This window comes from Micromonospora sp. NPDC049282 (assembly GCF_043197045.1).
Lineage (GTDB): Bacteria > Actinomycetota > Actinomycetes > Mycobacteriales > Micromonosporaceae > Micromonospora.
This window is the reverse complement of record NZ_JBICSL010000019.1, coordinates 36,530-52,430: the sequence shown is the minus strand read 5'-3', so window position 1 is coordinate 52,430 and position 15,901 is coordinate 36,530. Positions and strand designations below refer to the sequence as shown.

At 73.0% G+C, this 15,901-nt stretch carries 16 protein-coding genes; 9 read left to right on the top strand and 7 right to left on the bottom strand.

Going from position 1 to position 15,901, the window contains the following annotated elements:
• Positions 1–11: 11 nt before the first annotated feature.
• Together ACGFI2_RS25570 and ACGFI2_RS25565 are read right to left on the bottom strand one after the other, a co-directional pair.
• Positions 12–1,298: an ROK family protein gene (locus ACGFI2_RS25570; RefSeq protein ID WP_393521468.1), complete on the bottom strand. Its 1,287-nt coding sequence runs from the start codon at positions 1,296–1,298 to the stop codon at positions 12–14.
• A gap of 187 nt (positions 1,299–1,485) precedes the next feature.
• Positions 1,486–3,600 (bottom strand): cellulase family glycosylhydrolase, encoded by a 2,115-nt coding sequence (locus ACGFI2_RS25565; RefSeq protein WP_393521466.1) that lies wholly within the window; start codon positions 3,598–3,600, stop codon positions 1,486–1,488.
• Positions 3,601–4,070: 470 nt separating this feature from the next.
• On the opposite strand from ACGFI2_RS25565, the gene ACGFI2_RS25560 reads away from it, so the two are divergent.
• Positions 4,071–5,159, top strand: a complete 1,089-nt coding sequence (locus ACGFI2_RS25560) for a LacI family DNA-binding transcriptional regulator (protein WP_393521464.1) — start codon at positions 4,071–4,073, stop codon at positions 5,157–5,159.
• On the opposite strand, the gene ACGFI2_RS25555 is transcribed toward ACGFI2_RS25560, so the two are convergent.
• From ACGFI2_RS25555 to ACGFI2_RS25540, 4 genes are all read right to left on the bottom strand, one after another.
• A complete protein-coding gene (locus ACGFI2_RS25555; protein ID WP_393521462.1) occupies positions 5,119–6,366 on the bottom strand; it encodes a PP2C family protein-serine/threonine phosphatase in 1,248 nt (415 codons plus the stop codon). The two genes, ACGFI2_RS25560 and ACGFI2_RS25555, sit on opposite strands and share 41 nt — an antisense overlap.
• 86 nt (positions 6,367–6,452) lie before the next feature.
• Positions 6,453–6,593, bottom strand: a complete 141-nt coding sequence (locus ACGFI2_RS25550; protein WP_393521460.1) for a hypothetical protein — start codon at positions 6,591–6,593, stop codon at positions 6,453–6,455.
• A gap of 123 nt (positions 6,594–6,716) precedes the next feature.
• Positions 6,717–7,385, bottom strand: a complete 669-nt coding sequence (locus ACGFI2_RS25545) for a lysophospholipid acyltransferase family protein (RefSeq protein ID WP_393521458.1) — start codon at positions 7,383–7,385, stop codon at positions 6,717–6,719.
• The gene (locus ACGFI2_RS25540) at positions 7,379–7,972 is read right to left on the bottom strand and encodes a TetR/AcrR family transcriptional regulator (RefSeq protein WP_393521456.1); all 594 of its coding nucleotides are present in this window, start codon (positions 7,970–7,972) and stop codon (positions 7,379–7,381) included. Before ACGFI2_RS25540 ends, ACGFI2_RS25545 begins: the two co-directional genes overlap by 7 nt.
• A gap of 136 nt (positions 7,973–8,108) precedes the next feature.
• Here ACGFI2_RS25540 and ACGFI2_RS25535 point away from each other — a divergent pair, with 136 nt between their 5' ends.
• The 8 genes from ACGFI2_RS25535 (at position 8,109) to ACGFI2_RS25500 (ending at position 15,062) form a co-directional block, all read left to right on the top strand.
• Positions 8,109–9,152, top strand: a complete 1,044-nt coding sequence (locus ACGFI2_RS25535; protein WP_393521454.1) for a Rieske 2Fe-2S domain-containing protein — start codon at positions 8,109–8,111, stop codon at positions 9,150–9,152.
• Positions 9,149–9,355 carry a hypothetical protein gene (locus ACGFI2_RS25530; protein WP_393521452.1) on the top strand — a complete coding sequence of 69 codons (207 nt, stop codon included), beginning with the start codon at positions 9,149–9,151 and terminating at the stop codon, positions 9,353–9,355. The genes ACGFI2_RS25535 and ACGFI2_RS25530 overlap by 4 nt, the downstream gene beginning before the upstream one ends.
• Positions 9,352–10,305 (top strand): PDR/VanB family oxidoreductase, encoded by a 954-nt coding sequence (locus ACGFI2_RS25525; RefSeq protein ID WP_393521450.1) that lies wholly within the window; start codon positions 9,352–9,354, stop codon positions 10,303–10,305. The genes ACGFI2_RS25530 and ACGFI2_RS25525 overlap by 4 nt, the downstream gene beginning before the upstream one ends.
• A gap of 31 nt (positions 10,306–10,336) precedes the next feature.
• Positions 10,337–11,107: an IclR family transcriptional regulator gene (locus ACGFI2_RS25520; protein WP_393521448.1), complete on the top strand. Its 771-nt coding sequence runs from the start codon at positions 10,337–10,339 to the stop codon at positions 11,105–11,107.
• Between the two features lie 99 nt (positions 11,108–11,206).
• Entirely contained in the window at positions 11,207–12,133 is a 927-nt protein-coding gene (locus ACGFI2_RS25515) for an SDR family oxidoreductase (protein ID WP_393521446.1), read from the top strand.
• Positions 12,134–12,170: 37 nt separating this feature from the next.
• The gene (locus tag ACGFI2_RS25510; RefSeq protein ID WP_393521444.1) at positions 12,171–13,052 is read left to right on the top strand and encodes an amidohydrolase family protein; all 882 of its coding nucleotides are present in this window, start codon (positions 12,171–12,173) and stop codon (positions 13,050–13,052) included.
• Between the two features lie 17 nt (positions 13,053–13,069).
• Positions 13,070–13,522 (top strand): MaoC family dehydratase, encoded by a 453-nt coding sequence (locus ACGFI2_RS25505; RefSeq protein ID WP_393521442.1) that lies wholly within the window; start codon positions 13,070–13,072, stop codon positions 13,520–13,522.
• 16 nt (positions 13,523–13,538) lie between these two features.
• Positions 13,539–15,062 (top strand): long-chain fatty acid--CoA ligase, encoded by a 1,524-nt coding sequence (locus ACGFI2_RS25500; protein WP_393521440.1) that lies wholly within the window; start codon positions 13,539–13,541, stop codon positions 15,060–15,062.
• Here the strand turns inward: ACGFI2_RS25500 and ACGFI2_RS25495 are convergent.
• A complete protein-coding gene (locus ACGFI2_RS25495; protein ID WP_393521438.1) occupies positions 14,986–15,870 on the bottom strand; it encodes a PaaX family transcriptional regulator C-terminal domain-containing protein in 885 nt (294 codons plus the stop codon). The genes ACGFI2_RS25500 and ACGFI2_RS25495 overlap by 77 nt on opposite strands.
• Between the last annotated feature and the right edge of the window lie 31 nt (positions 15,871–15,901).

Below are 15,901 nucleotides of genomic sequence, written 5' to 3'. Positions count from 1 at the left end.
CCCCCGATTGCTCAGCTGGCCGATTCGGTGAGCCGGGCCCGCTCGTCGGCCACCTGCTCGATAGGGCGCGGACCGTGGCTCAACGGGACGAGTTCGGTCTCGAGGACCAGGGCGGCGGCGCCGACCGCAGACGCGGTGGCGGCGGACCGGGAGAGCCGTACGTCGACGGTGTGCGTGCCCCGGGCGAAGGACGCGCGCAGTTCGTGCCGGACGATCGGGAGGTAGACCGAGCCGGCGGCGGCCAGGCTCGGCCCGGTCAGCACGAGTACCTCGAGGTCCATGAGGTTCGCCAGCGTCCGGGCGGCGGCGCCGACGTGCCGGGCCGAGCGCTCCAGCAACGCCAGCGCGTGCGGCTCGCCCCGGCGGGCGGCGCGGCTGATCGCGGCGAAGTCGGCGACCACCGACGGTCGCCCGGCGCCCGCGGCGAAACCCACCGCCCGGGCCGCCGCCGGGTCCGACCGGGCGGCGGCGACCACCGCGGCCGGCCCGGCCAGCGCCTCGACGCACCCGCGGGCTCCGCACCAGCACCGTGGACCGTCGGCGGACACGCACACGTGTCCCAGTTCGCCGACGTTGCCGCTGGGGCCCCGGTAGGTGACGCCGCCGATGACCAGGCCGGCGCCGATGCCGGTGCCCATGTAGAGGGCGGCGGCCGAGGTCGCGGCGCCGAATCCGCCCGTCCAGTGCTCGCCCAGCGCCGCCGCCGTCGAGTCGTTGTCCAGCACCACCGGCAGCGCCGTCACCCGCTCCAGCGCGGAACCCAGCGGGAAACCGGTCCACTGCCGCATCGCGGGCGCGAGGCCCACGTCCGGTGGGCCGCCGATGCCCCGGGCGGGACTGACCGGGCCGGGGAACACCAGGCCGACGCCGAGGATCCGGCTCCGCTCCACCCCGACACCGTCGATCAGCGCGGCGATCGCGGCGGCGATCCGGGCGACGACGACCGCCGGACTGTCGGCGCCGGCGCCGGGGCGGGAGATCCGGGCCACCACCGTTCCGCCCAGGTTGGTCAGGGCGTACGTGATGACACCGTGGTCCAGGTGCACGCCGACGGCGTAGCGGGACGCGTGGTCGAGCTGGAGCAGCACCCGTCGCTTGCCCCCGGTCGACTTCGCGTGCCCGGTCTCGACCACCAGGCCCTCGTTGATGAGCTTGCGGACGAGGGTGGAGATCGTCGGCGCGGTGAAACCGGTGACCTTGATCAGGCCGACCCGGCTGATCGTGCCGGCCGCCCGGATCGCATCGAGAACGACTGACTTGCTGCTCGCATGCGGCTTGCTCGCTGCTGGTCCGCTCACTGCTTCTCTGCCACGGCTGTTCGGTCGGCCGAGCAGAGCATACAGGGATCCCGATGTCGTGGGAGAGCCCGCGAGGACAGCGATGACATGCGTCGACGATCACCCCTCGCGGCTCCGGCGAACCCGCGTCGCGGCGGTGGACCGAGCGGGCGCCGCGGCCAGGGACGGCCGCGGCGCCCGCGCTTCGTCAGGCCGGGGCCCCGGTGACCGAGGTGCCGGCCCTGGTGATGCGGTACGTGATCTTCGCGCCGCTCCAGAAGTGGAAGGTGAGGGTGACGGGGCCGTCGTTCACCTCGGCGAAGAACTCCGGCTTCAGGATGATGGTGCCGGCGGTGTAGTCGGGTTGGAAGTGTCCCCAGAACTCCTTGAACGGCGTCCAGTTGGCCGGTCCGGCGGGGCTGCCGTCGGCGTAGGTGGCCTCCATGGTGGCGAGCTGGTCGCCGCGGAACTGGGTGGGGACGGCGAAGGAGCTGGTCGTGCCGGTGGCCGCCGACTGGGTGGGCGGTTCGGAGCTGATGACGTCGATCCGCCAGGGCACGCCCTGGGAGAAGCGGGCCTCGATTGTGGAGTTGACGCCGTACGCCCGGTTGCCGACCAGGCGGGTCAGTGCCGCCGGGGTGAGCGTGAGGGTGGTGCCGGAGACGGTGTAGTCGGTGCCGCTGGTGAGCTGGGTGCCGCCCTGCCAGAGACCGCGGAACGTCAGGCCGTTGAGGTTGAGCGTGAGCGACTTGGCGGTGATCGTGCCGGTGCGTGGCACGTACACCTGGTCGGTGGAGGCGGTGCCGGAGCGGGTGGTCCAGCTCGCCTTGAGCATGTCGTACACGCCCTGGTCGCGCCAGCGCAGCTCGGTGCGGTTCAGGAACTGGCCGGCGTCCCACAGCATGGTGGTGAGGTTGCGGGTGCGGGCGTGGTAGCCGACCGCTTCGAGGAACTTCAGGAACTCGCCTCGTTCGATGATGCCGGGTCGGGTGTGGTCCCAGGAGAGGAGCGCCCACTCGCCGATGATGACGGGAATGCCGCGGGCGACCAGGGTGTCGCGCAGGCGGTCGAAGGTGCCGACCAGGTCCTGCTCCACGTTCGTGTCGTACCGGGTGCCGCCGGCGATGTTCACGCTGAACGGCCACCAGCCGTAGAAGTGCACGGTCGCGGCGAGGTTGGGGTCGTGCAGTTGCTGGAACCCGGCGGCCAGCGCGTCCAGGCGGACCTGTTCGCCGCTGGTGTGCAGGGTGGGCAGGACCAGCAGCCGGGTGGCGTTGTTGCCGCCGGTGGCGCGCACGAGGCGGACGAACTCGGCGTTGAGTTCCCGCGTCGCGGTGTCACCCTGCTCGTCGGTGACGTCGGCGAACTGCGGCTCGTTGATGCTCTCGAAGACCAGCCTCGGGGAGTGGTCGCGGAACGTCGTGGCGATCTGCGTCCACAGCGCCCGGTACCGGTTCGTCACGCCGGCCCGGTCGGTGGGATAGGTGTTCAGCCACTGCCAGGAGTCGTGATGCAGGTTGACCATCACGTAGAGGTCCTCGGCGAGCGCCCAGTCGACGATCTGGCGGACGCGGTTCAGCCACGCCGCGTCGATGGTGTAGTCGGGCGCCGGGCCGTGGTGGTTGCTCCACGTGATCGGGAGCCGGATGCTGCGGTAGCCCTGCGACCGGACGTGCCGCAGCAGCGCCTGGGTGGTGAGCGGATTGCCCCAGGCCGTCTCGTCCGGGATCGCGTCGAGCGTGTTGCCGAGGTTCCAGCCGGGTTGCATGGCGGCCACCGTGGCCGCCGGGTTGCCGGCCGGGGGAGGGGTGGTCGGTGGTGTGGACGGTGACGTCGTGGGCGTCGCGGTGGGGGAGGGGGTCGACGACGGGCTCCCGGTCGGCGACGGCGTGCCGCCGGGGCCGGTGCAGGCGACGCCGTTGAGGGTGAAGCCGGCCGGCGCGGTGTTGGCGCCCGACCACGACCCGTTGAACCCGAAGGACACGGTGGCGTTCGTACCGATGGCGGCGTTGTAGCTGACGTTCGTCGCGGTGACCTGGCTGCCCGACGAGGTGACCGTGGCGTTCCACGCCTGGGTCACCCGCTGCCCGGACGGGAACGTCCACGCCAGCCGCCAGCCGTTGACCGGGTCGCCCAGGTTGGTCACCTCCACCGCGGCGGTGAAACCGCCGGGCCACTGCGACGGCACGGTGTACGCCACGCGGCAGCCGGCGGCGGCCTGGGCGCCCACGGCCACCGTCATCGACGCCACCAGCAGCGCCGCCACGCTGCCGGCGAGCATGCCGAGACGTAGGCGGGCTCTTCGCATGTTCTGCAGACTCATCGCGCTCTCCTGCGGTCGGGAATCGGTCGTGCGGGGCGGTGGGCCGCCGGCGTCCGCAGCGGGCGCAGCCTGACGAGCGAGGACACGGAAGCCTCGGGGGTCATGACGAGCGGCTGGGCGCGCGACGGCGGTCGGGGTCCGTGCGGGCGCCCCGGCGGTCGCGGCGGGGTGGGCTCTCGCGGACGCTGCCCTCTGCCTCCGCCGGTTGCTGCATGGCTCCCGCAGCCGTGGAAACTTTCCAGCCCGGATGGAAAGTTTCGAGCCGGACGCTACGCCTGCCTTCGACCTACGTCAATGTCATGCCGGCTGCTCGGGGTCTGCGCACGGCATCGCGTCGGGCGGCGGACAGGACGGTCCCGGAAACGATCGATGGCCGGCTGGAAATTTTCTCGGCCGGGAGCGACCATGACCGTCGATGCGGATATCCTGGCGACTCGGACAGGTCGGGACCGGCGTGGGAAGGAGTCAGGTTGTCGCACGCCGAGTCGGACGAGGCGCTCGCCGAGCGGGACGACCAGGCCGGCGCTCCGGGCCGGCCCGTGACGATCTCCTACATCGCGGAGACCGCCGGCGTGTCGATCCCGACCGTCTCGAAGGTCATCAACGGCCGCTCCGGCGTGGCGTCGGAGACGCGGGCCCGCGTCGAGGCGTTGATCAATCGGTTCGGATACCGCAGGCCACCGTCCTCCACCCGCAGCAACCTGGTGGAACTCGTCTTCGACCAGCTGGAACACATGTGGGGCGTCGAGGTCATCCGCGGCGTGGAGCAGGCCGCCCGGGAGAATCGGGTGGGCGTCGTGCTGACCGAGTTCGGTCCGGAGCGCAGCGCGGTCCGCTACTGGATCGACGACACGCTCGCCCGCCGGCCGGACTGCGTCATCTCGGTCGCGCAGTTGTCGGGCGAGCAACGCGACCAGTTGCGGGCCCGAGGCATCCCCTTCGTGGTCTTCGACCCCACCGGGGAGCTGCCCGACGGGGTTCCCTTCGTCGGGGCGACCAACTGGGCGGGCGGGCGGTCCGCCACCCGGCACCTGATCGAGTTGGGGCACCGCCGGATCGCCATGATCGTCGGGCGGGACCGGATCCTGTGCTGCCGGGCGCGGCTCGACGGCTACCGCTCCGCGATGGAGGCGGCCGAGCTGCCGGTCGGCGCCGACCTGGTGGAGCGGGCCGAGCTGACCGCCGAGGGCGGCCGGGCCGCCGCGCTACGTCTGCTCGGGCGCGCCGACCGCCCGACCGCGATCTTCGCCAGCAACGACCTGCAGGCGGTCGGGGCCTACCACGCCGCGCGTCAGCTCGGGCTGCGGATCCCGGCCGAGCTGAGCGTGGTGGGCTTCGACGACCTGCCCATCGCCGCGCTGGTCGACCCGCCACTGACCACCGTCCACCAGCCGCTGGCCCAGATGGCGGTGGCCGCGACCGAGCTGGCGCTCGCCCTGGGGCGCGGCGACCGGACGCCGAGCACCGGCATCGAGCTGGCGACCACGCTCACGCTGCGTCGCAGCACCGCCGCACCGGTCACGACTCGGTCAGCAACGGGTGACGCGCCACCGCGCTGATCGCCTCCAGGTCCGAGCGGTCGGGCGCGGGGCTGCGCCACTCGGCGAGCAGCACGGTCGCATCGTCCTGCAGGCAGTCGTCCTGATGTTCGAGGATGGCGTGCACGAGCCGGCGAGCGGTCTCGGGCAGGGGCAACCGGTCGGCGAAGGCCCGGGTGGTGAACTCCACCAGCCGGTCCATCCCGAAGGCCTCGCCGTCGCGCGTGCGGGCCTCGATGATGCCGTCGGTGTAGAGGAGCACGTGGTCGCCGGGTTCGAGAGCCTCCTCCACCACCGTCGGGGGCCGCCGGTCGCCGAGGGTGACCGGGAGGGCGGTCGGGGTGGGCAGGACCTTGGCGACCTTGCCGCCGCGTAGCACGATCCCGCTCGGGTGGCCCGCGGAGATGACCCGCAGGACGCCGGTGCGCTGGTCGAGCTCGGCCAGCACCGCGGTGATCATCCCGTACCGGTCGTGGGCCCGGACCGTGTTGTCGATGAGGTGGTAGGTGTCGGTCAGGTCGAGGCCGGTCCGGCGGGCGTTGCGGTAGGCGGCCAGCGCGATGGAGACGAGCACCACCGCGCGCATCCCGCCGCTGGAGCCGTGCCCGGCGGCGTCGAACAGCGCCAGGTGCGCGATGTCGCCGTTGACCGCGTAGTCGAACGCGTCCCCACCGACGTCGTAGCACGGTTCGAGGATGCCGCTGATGATCAGGTGTCCGGTGGAGAAGGTCAGCGGCGGCAGTTGCGCGCGCAGCATCTCCGCCGCCAGTTGCATGGGCTGCCGTCGCCGGATCAGTTCGATCCGGTCGCTGTAGAGGCTGCGCGTGGTGATCAGCTCGGCGAGCAGCGTCGCTACCGCGCCGCAGTCGTCGAGGCCGTCGTCGTCCGGCGCGGAGTCGGCGACGACCTCCAGCACACCCATGCGTTCGTTGCCGTCGACCACCGGCACCCAGACGCGCACGCCGTCGTCGTCGCCGCTGCCGACGCAGGTCGACGCCGTGCTGAAGGCCCGCCCGGCGAGGGTGCCGTCGACGTCGATCGGCTCGCGGGCCGGCGCGCTGCCGCCCAGCAACGGCAACAGCAACCGCTGCTGGTGATCCACCAGGTAGATCACCAGGACCCGCGCGTCCAGCAGGGGCGCGGCCCGCATCGCCATCTCCGGAAGATCGTCCGGGCGGGCGTGGTGCGACTGCTGCAGCAACTGCCGCAGCGACTCCAGGCTGCTCACGCGCGTCCTCTCCGGCGTCACCCCAGGCGGAGGGGTGGCTCAGCCATTAGACAGGACGACACCGACAGGACGGCAAGCGGTCAGGGTCAGAACGTTCCGACGATCTCGGCGGCCACCCGGGCCAGGGTGTCGCCGCCGGCCGTCTCGTCGAGGAGCCCGGCCACCACCGCGTCGGCGGTCGCCGGGCTGAGCACGCCCTCGGCGTTGCGCCGGAGCCTGGCGGCCACCTCGTCGGCGGTGAGCGGATCGGTCGGATTGCCGCGGGGCGTTGCGCACCGCGGCCGACCCCGTGGCGCCGGGCTGACCCCGTCGGCGCGTAGCCCGTGCGAGGCGCGCGGGCCCCGCACCGGTCAGGTCGGGGAGTGGGGGTCGTTGTACCGGTCGGCGACCTCCTGGCCGGACAGCTTCTGGATGGCGGTCATGATCTCGTCGGTGACGGCCCGCCGGACCGGCCCGGCGCTGCCGCCGGTCTGCCGGGTGAAGCGCAGCGGCGTGCCGAACCGCACGGTGACCCGCCCGGGCCGGGGCAGTCGGGCGCCCACGGGTTGGATCCGGTCGGTGCCGAGCAGGGCGACCGGGACCACCGGGGCGCCGGAGGCCAGCGCGAGCCAGGCGACCCCGGTGCGGCCGCGGTAGAGCCGCCCGTCGCGGGACCGGCTGCCCTCCGGATGGATGCCGAACGCGCGCCCGGCGGCGAGGACGTCGAGCGCCACCCGCAGGGACGCCTGGGCCGACCGGTGCCCGCCCCGCTCCACCGGAATGGCGTCGATCCCGGTGAGGCAGGTCCGGGTCAGCCATCCCTTCACGCCCGGCTGCCGGAAGTATTCGTCCTTGGCCAGGAAGGTGACCGGGCGGGGCGCCACCAGCGGGATCACCACGCTGTCGAGGAAGGAGAGGTGGTTGGCGGCCAGGATCACCGGGCCGTGTCGCGGGACGTTGTCCCGCCCTTCGACCACCGGCCGGAAGGCGAGCCGGCCCAGCGGCGTCAGCAGCAGTCGAGTGCCGGTCTGCGTCAGCACGTGATCCTCCGATCGAGGTGGGCTGCCAGCGCGGCGCGCAGCAGCGGTTCGACGTCGTCGTCGCGCACCATGAGCTGGAGGCTGCCCCACTGCCAGAGCGCGGCGATGCCGTGCAGGTTGGCCCAGAGCGCGCCGGCGACGACCGGCGCCGTGGGTGTGCCGGCCAGGTCGGGTCGGGCCCGGGAGACGAGGTCGACCAGGACGCCGAAGAGGTGGTTGCTGGTGTCCCGCAGCCCGATGCCGTTGCCCCGTAGCAGGTCGTGCCGGAACATCAGCGCGAACATGCCGTGGTTGGCGCGCGCGAACCGCAGGTAGGCGCGGCCCAGGGCGAGCAGTTGGCGGTGCGGATCCGGGTCGGTGTGGTCGATCGTCTCGGCGACCTCCCGCCCGAGCTGCTGGTAGCCCTCGCGCGCGATGGCCGCCAGCAGGGCGAGGTGGGTCGGGAAGTGGCGACGTGGCGCGCCGTGCGAGACGCCGGCCCGGCGGGCGATCTCGCGCAGCGTGAGCGCGTCGGGACCCTCGCGTTCGAGCAGGTCGACGCCGACGCGCACCAGGCGGGCGCGGAGGCTGCTGTCCGGCTGCGGCATGGATCGTGTCTACCACCCCGCGTAGACACTGTCTACGGGTTCGCGCTTTCACTCAGTGAAAGGCCCGCTGCCCGGTGTGGCCACCGCACGGGATGATCCCCGGACATCGACGTTCGTCCACGAGGGGGTCGGCCGCATGGTCTTCGCGCGGAACCAGTGGTACGTGGCGGCCTACGGCAGCGAGGTCGGGCGGGACCTGCTCGCCCGCACGGTGCTCGGTGAGTCGCTGGTGCTCTACCGCACCGGGGCCGGGGAGGCGGTGGCGCTCGCCGACCGGTGCGTGCACCGGCGCTACCCGCTGTCGGAGAGCCGGCTCGACGGCGACACGATCGTCTGCGGCTACCACGGCTTCACCTACGACCCGACCGGCGCGTGCGTCTTCGTGCCGGGTCAGCAGCGCATCCCGCGCACCGCCCGGGTCGCCTCCTACCCGGTGGTGGAACAGGACTCATTCGTCTGGGTGTGGATCGGCGACCGGGAACGGGCCGATCCGTCCACGATTCCCCGCGCGCCGTGGCTGACCGACCCGCGGTACGCGGTGGTGCGGGGGATGGCGCCGCTGAACGCGCGGTACGGCCTGCTGGTGGACAACCTGATGGACCTGTCCCACGAGACCTACCTGCACGGTGGCTACATCGGCACGCTGGAGGTGGCGAACACCCCGATCACCACCGAGGTGGACGACGAGCGGGGCGTCGTCCACGTGAGCCGACACATGGACGACGCCGAGTGCCCGCCGTTCTACGCCCGCTCCACCGGGATCCAGGGCCGGATCACCCGGTGGCAGGACATCGAGTACCACCCGCCCTGCCTCTACCTGCTGCACAGCCGGATCGCGCCGCAGGGCCACCACCCACCCGCCGAGGGGGAGGACACCGGGGCCTTCCACGCCGAGATCGTGTACGCCATCACCCCGTCGACCGAGAACACCACCTACGACTTCTGGGCGGTCGCGCGCGACTTCGCGATCGACGACGAGTCGGTCAGCGAGTACCTCCACCGGAGCAACCACACCGTGGTCATGCAGGACGTCGCGGCGCTCGACATCCTGGAGCGGGTGATCGCCGCCGAACCGGACCGGTACCAGGAGCTGAGCATCAACATCGACACCGGCGGCCTGGCCGCCCGGCGGCTGCTGGCCCGGATGGTCGAAACGGGGAAGGCGGGAGCGGCGCGGTGAGTCCCCGCACCGGGGACCGGGTCTACCGGATCCACTGGATGCCCGGCGCCGACACCCTGCGCGGGATCTGCCACTGCGGCGCCGAGCGCGTCGCCGAGGATCCGGTCGACCTGTGGGAGTGGCTGCTCGCCCACCCGCGGGGGCACCGGGGGGCGACCGTGCCGACGCCCGGCCCGGCGAGCCGGCCGGCGGTGCCGGTGTGACCGGCGACGACCTGGCCGGTGCCGAGCTGGTGGTCGCGGGCCGGGACCGGGTGGCGACCGGGGTCGTCGCGCTCACCCTGTGCCGGCCGGACGGCGGCGAGCTGCCCGGGTGGACGCCGGGCGCGCACATCGACCTGGAGCTGGGCGCCGGGCTGGTACGCCAGTACTCGCTCTGCGGCGAGCCGGCGGACCGCTCCGCCCTGCGGATCGCCGTGCAGCGCGAACCGGACGGGCGCGGCGGCTCGCGGTGGGCGCACGAGCGGTTGACCGTCGGCGCGACGGTCCGGGTACGCGGGCCCCGCAACACCTTCCGGCTGGTCGCGGCGCGGCGTTATCTCTTCGTCGCCGGCGGCATCGGCATCACCCCGATCAGACCGATGGTCGCCGCCGTCGACGACGCCGGCGCCGACTGGCGGCTGGTGTACGGGGGACGCAGCCGCGCCACCATGGCGTTCGCCACCGCCCTGCGGGAGCGGTACGGCGACCGGGTGAGCCTGCACCCGCAGGACGAGACCGGGTTGCTCGACCTGGCCGGGTTGCTGGGCCGGCCCGACCACGGGGTGGTCTACTGCTGCGGCCCGGAATCGCTTGTCGCAGCGGTGGAGGAACGCTGTCGTGACTGGCCGCCCGGCCGCCTGCACGTCGAGCGCTTCACCCCGGTGGTCGACGCTGGCGGTGCGGAGACCACCTTCGAGGTCGAGCTGGCCCTCTCCGGGCGGACCGTGACCGTGCCGCCGGGCACACCGATCCTGCGGGCGGTGGAGGAGGCCGGCGTGCCGGTTCTCTCGTCCTGCCGGGAGGGCACCTGCGGCACCTGCGAGACCCCGGTGCTGGCCGGCGTGCCGGAGCACCGGGACAGCCTGCTCACCGAGCAGGAGCGGGCCGCCGGGGACACGATGATGATCTGTGTCTCCCGGGCCCGTACGCCCCGACTCGTGCTGGAGCTGTGACCGGCGGCGTGTGGACGGCGATGATGGTGGGGTGCGCGCGGAGCCGGGGCGGTCGGTCACCAGCAAGGTGCTGGCGCTGCTCGACGCGTTCGGCCCCGACGGCCCGGCGCTGACGCTGAGCGAGCTGGCCCGTCGCGCCGGGCTGCCGCTGTCCACGGCCCACCGGCGGGCGGCGGAACTCGTCGCCTGGGGGGCGTTGGAGCGCGGCGACGACGGGCGGTACCGGATCGGCCTGCGGCTGTGGGAGGTGGGCTCGCTCGCGCCGAGGGGTCTGGGGCTGCGGGAGGTGGCCCTCCCGGTCATGGAGGACCTGTACGAGGTGACCCATGAGAACGTCCAGCTCGCCGTCCGGCAGGACCTCGAACTCGTCTTCATCGAGCGGATCGCCGGGCGGCACGCGGTGCCCGTGCTCACCCGGGTGGGCGGCCGCTTCGCGTTGCACGCCACCGGCGTCGGGCTGGTCCTGCTCGCCCACGCGCCCACCGAGGTCCAGGAGCGGGTGCTGGCCGCGCCGCTGGAGCGGTACACCGAGCTGACCGTGACCGACCCGGGGCGGTTGCGCCGTCGCCTCGCCGACGTGCGCCGCGCGGGGTACGCGGTCAGCGACCGTCAGGTCACCATGGACGCCCTCTCGGTGGCCGCGCCGATCCGCGGGCCGGAGGGTGTGGTGGCGGCGATCTCGCTGGTGGTCGCGCACGACCGGGCTGATCCGGTGGCCCTGGCGCCGTTGGTCCAGGCGGCGGGCCGGGTGCTCTCCCGGGCGTTCGGCGACTCCCGCCGCGCGGGGCGGCGCCCCACATAGACATATTGCAAAACGTTGACGCTCGGTCAGAATTTGCATTACGTTTCCCCTGCGCCGCCACGGCTCGTGCTCGGATCGGCATCGAGAAAGGGAGCACCCATGTCACTGGACGGCAAAGTCGCCATCGTCACCGGATCCGGCCGGGGTCTCGGCCTCGCCTACGTTCGGGAGTTGGCACGACGGGGCGCGGCGGTCGTGGTCAACGACGTCGACGAGGAGGCCGCGGCCGACGCCGTGGCGGCCGTCCGGGCCTCCGGCGGCCGGGCCGTCGCGGTGGTCGCACCGGTCGGCCCGACCGGGACCGCCGAGGAACTCGTCAGCACGGCCGTCGAGCACTTCGGTCGGCTGGACATCCTCGTCACCAACGCCGGCGTCCTGCGCGACACCGTGCTGTGGAAGATGACCGACGACGACTTCGACACGGTCATCGAGGTGCACCTGCGCGGCACGTTCACCACCGTGCGCGAGGCGGTACGGCACATGCGGTCCGCCGGCCAGGGCGGTCGGATCATCTGCATCGGGTCACCGACCGGCCAGCGGGGCACCTTCGGCCAGACCAACTACGCGGCGGCCAAGGCGGGCATCGTCGGCATGGTCCGTACCTGGGCGCTCGAGCTGGCGCGGGCCGGCATCACCGCCAACACCGTCGTTCCGGTCGCCGCGACCGGGATGACCGCCACCGTCCCCTACTTCGACGCGGCGGTGCGAGCCGAGGCGAACGGCGAGCCGATGCCCACGTTCTTCCGGCACGATCTCGGCTTCGGCACCGCGGACGACGTGGCCGGGCTGATCGCGTTCCTCGGCTCCGACGCGGCCGCCTCGGTGACCGGGCAGGTGATCGGGGTGGGCGGTGACCGCTTGCAGGTGTGGACCCATCCGGAGGCGGCGCTGACCGCGCACCGCGAGGGCGGCTGGACCTACGACGCCCTGGTCGAGGCGTGGCCCTCGACCTTCGCCGGCGCCACGCAGAGCGTCGGTGAACGCTTCCCGGAACTCCCCGCCGAGTTCGTGCCGGCGACCTCCTGAACCGGCCGCCCGGACCGCCCGACGAAGGTTGCCGCCCATGTACCGACCCGCGATCGACCTCGACAGCGTCACGGCGATCGACATGCACGTGCACATCGAGGTCGACGACCACGGTCACGCCGCACTGCCCGAACCGCTCGTGGCGGCGGCGTCGAGATACTTCCGGACCGACGCGCCCCGGCCCGCGGTCGACGCGGTGGCACGGTACTACCGCGAGCGCGACATGGCCGCCGTCGTCTTCACCGTGGACGCGGGCACCCAGCTGAAGCACCCGCCGCTGTCCAGTGTGGACATCGCCCGCGCGGCGAGCGAGCACGCCGACGTGCTCATCCCCTTCGGTTCGGTCGACCCGCGCACCGGCGAGGCGGCCCTCGAACTCGCCGCCCGACTGATCGAGGAGGAGGGCGTACGCGGATTCAAGTTCCACCCCACCGTGCAGGGATTCGACCCCGGCCACGACGAGTACGCGGCGCTGTGGGGTCTGCTGGAGCGCGCGGGCGTCCCGGCGCTCTTCCACACCGGCCAGACCGGCATCGGCGCGGGCCTGCCGGGCGGCCACGGCCTGCGGCTCGGCCTGTCGAACCCGATGCTGCTCGACCCGATCGCGGCCGACTTCCCGGACCTGCAGATCATCATGGCCCACCCGTCGGTGCCCTGGCAGGCCGAGGCGCTCTCGGTGGCCACGCACAAGCACAACACCTGGATCGACCTGTCCGGCTGGAGCCCGAAGTACTTCCCGGCCGAGCTGGTCCGCCACGCCAACTCCCTGCTCAAGGGGCGGGTGCTCTTCGGCACCGACTACCCGTTGCTCACCCCCGACCGGTGGCTGCGCGACGTCGCCGCCACCGACCTCAAGCCGGACGTGCTTCCGGGCATCTTGAAGGACAACGCGGTCCGGCTGCTCGGCCTCGCCCGGTGACGACGAGAGGAAGCGCCATGACGACCACCATCGCCTACGACCAGCTTGCCGACCTGGCCGGCGCCGATCTCGGGCCCACCGCCTACCGGACGGTCACCCAGGGCCAGGTGAACCTGTTCGCGGACGCCACCGACGACCACCAGTGGATCCACGTCGACCCCGAGCGGGCGAGGACCGGCCCGTTCGGCGCGCCGGTCGCGCACGGCTTCCTCACCCTCTCCCTGGCCGTTCCCCTCTGGACCGAGTTGCTGGAGGTCAAGGGCGTGTCCACGAAGGTGAACTACGGCCTCGACCGGGTGCGCTTCCCGGCGCCGGTGGTGGTCGGGTCCCGGGTGCGCATGCGGGCCACCGTCGTCGAGGTCACCGAGGTCCGCGGCGGCTACCAGCTCACCGTCGACCAGACGATCGAGGTCGAGGGCGGGACCAAACCCGCGGTCGTCGCGCGCGGGCTGTACCGCTTCCACGCCTGAAACCCGGGAGGCGATCATGCACCAGCACGGGATCGGCGCCTGGGTGGCCAAGCGCCGGCTCAAGTCCCCGGACAAGGTCGCCCTCATTCACGGCGACCGGTCGACCATGACCTACGGCGAGTTCGCCGACGCCGCCGACCGGATCTCGGCGATGCTGCTCCAGCGGGGCGTCGGCCGGGGCGACGCCGTCGCCTACCTGGGGGAGAACAGCCCCGAGCTCCTCCAGGTGATGTTCGGCGCGGCGCAGGTCGGGGCCGTCTTCGTGCCGGTCAACACCCGGCTCGCGCCACCCGAGATCGCCCACGTCGTCGCGGACTCCGGCGCGCGGCTGCTGATCCACGACCCGGACCTCGCGGCGCCGGTCGCCGCCGCCGTGCCGGCCGCCGGCACCCCGCACGTCATCGTCACCGGCGACGGGACCGCGGACCAGCCGGGCCTGGCCCGACTGGCGCGGGCCGCCGCCGGCTTCGCCGGCCCGGTCGACACCGACCACCGGGACCCGGCGGCGATCATCTACACCTCGGGTACGACCGGCCGCGCCAAGGGCGCCGTGCTGACGCACGGGAACCTCACCTGGGTCGCGCTCAACTGCGTGGTCGACTACGACGTCGTCTCGACCGACGTCGCGCTCATGATCTCGCCGCTGTTCCACGTCGCCTCGCTCGGCATGGGCGCCCTGCCCGTCTTCCTCAAGGGCGCCACCATGGTCCTCGAGAAGGGCTTCGAACCGGGCCGCGCGCTCGCGCGCATCGAGCGGCACGGAGTCACCATGCTCAGCGGCGTGCCGACCACCTACCAGCTGATGGCCGACCACCCGGCGTGGGCCACGACCGACCTGTCGACGTTGGCGAAGCTCACCTGCGGCGGCTCGGCGGTGCCGACCCGCGTCCTCGACGCGTACGAGGCGCGGGGCCTGTCGTTCTCACAGGGCTACGGCATGACCGAGGCCGCGCCGGGCGCCACCGCGCTGCCGCCGGCGATGACCCGCGCCAAGCAGGGCAGCGTCGGCGTGCCGCACTTCTTCACCGACGTGCGGATCACCGACGCGACAGGCGCCGTGGCGCCCCCCGGCGCCGTCGGCGAGATCGAGATCGCCGGCCCCAACGTCTTCCCCGGCTACCACGGGCTGCCGGACGTCACCGCCGAGGCGTTCACGGCCGACGGGTGGTTCCGCTCCGGCGACCTGGGCCACCTCGACGCCGACGGCTACCTCCACATCTCCGGCCGGCTCAAGGACATGATCATATCGGGGGGCGAGAACATCTACCCGGCCGAACTCGAACAGCTGCTCGCCGAGATCGACGGGGTGACCTCGGCGGCGGTCATCGGGGTGCCGGACGAGCGCTGGGGGGAGGTGCCGTGGGCGATCGTGACCGTACGCCGGGGGGCGTCCCTGGACACCGACACCGTGCGGGCACATCTCGACGGCCGGCTCGCGCGCTACAAGCTGCCGAAGAACGTCGTCATCGTGGACGAGTTGCCGCGGACCGCGTCGGGGAAGGTGCGGAAGACCGAGCTGCGGGCCCGCTTCGGCGGGTGACCCCGGGCGCCGCGACGAGGTCGGCGAACTCCGCGGCGGACGCCTCGGCCAGCTTCTCGTGCGTCCGGCGGTAGATCTCCGCCGAGCGGGTGGCCGGCCACTGCGCGTCCATGAACTCGGCCGGCAGCCTCGGGTCGGCGCGCAGCAGCGCGAGCCAGTCCGCCACCAGCATCGTCCGCACGGTCAGCGCGCCGGGCGCCATCGTCGTCGCGGCCGGTTCGTCCCACACCTCGATGAAGGCGAGGTGCTCACGCCGGATCGCCTCGATGTCCCAGGCGGCGCGCACGCTCTCGCCGATCGGGAACCCGTCGAGTTCGCGGGCGTGGAACGCCACCACGGAGTGGGGCGGGAGGTCCTGCCGCAGCGGCTCCAACGAACCGGCGAGGTCGACCTCGCCGGGCGCCAGCCACAACCCGTCCCGCAGCGGCGCGAAGCCCTCCCAGGTCAGGGTCGAGCGCAGCCGGTGCCGCAGCATCCGCTGCCCCTCGGGGATGGAGAAGGTGACCAGGGTCCACCCGCTGCCCTGGGGGTCGAACGGGTGCGGCCCGCGTACCCGGTCCTTCGCCTCGCGCAGCACCGCGGCCCCGTGCTCGGTCAGCGAGAACAGGGTCTCCCGGCCGCTGCGGGCGCGGGCGAGGATGCCGCTGTGCACGAGGCGGTCCAGGGTCGCGCGCGTCGCCGGCGCGGCGACGCCGGCGCCCTCCAGCACGCCGATCAGGGCGCTGGCCCGGATCGGCCCGGTGGCGCCGTCGACGACATGCTCGCCGAAGAACGCGAGCAGCAGTTGCTTCGGCTGACGACTACGCACAGCCCTCCCTCTCGGTGACGCCGTGGTGGTG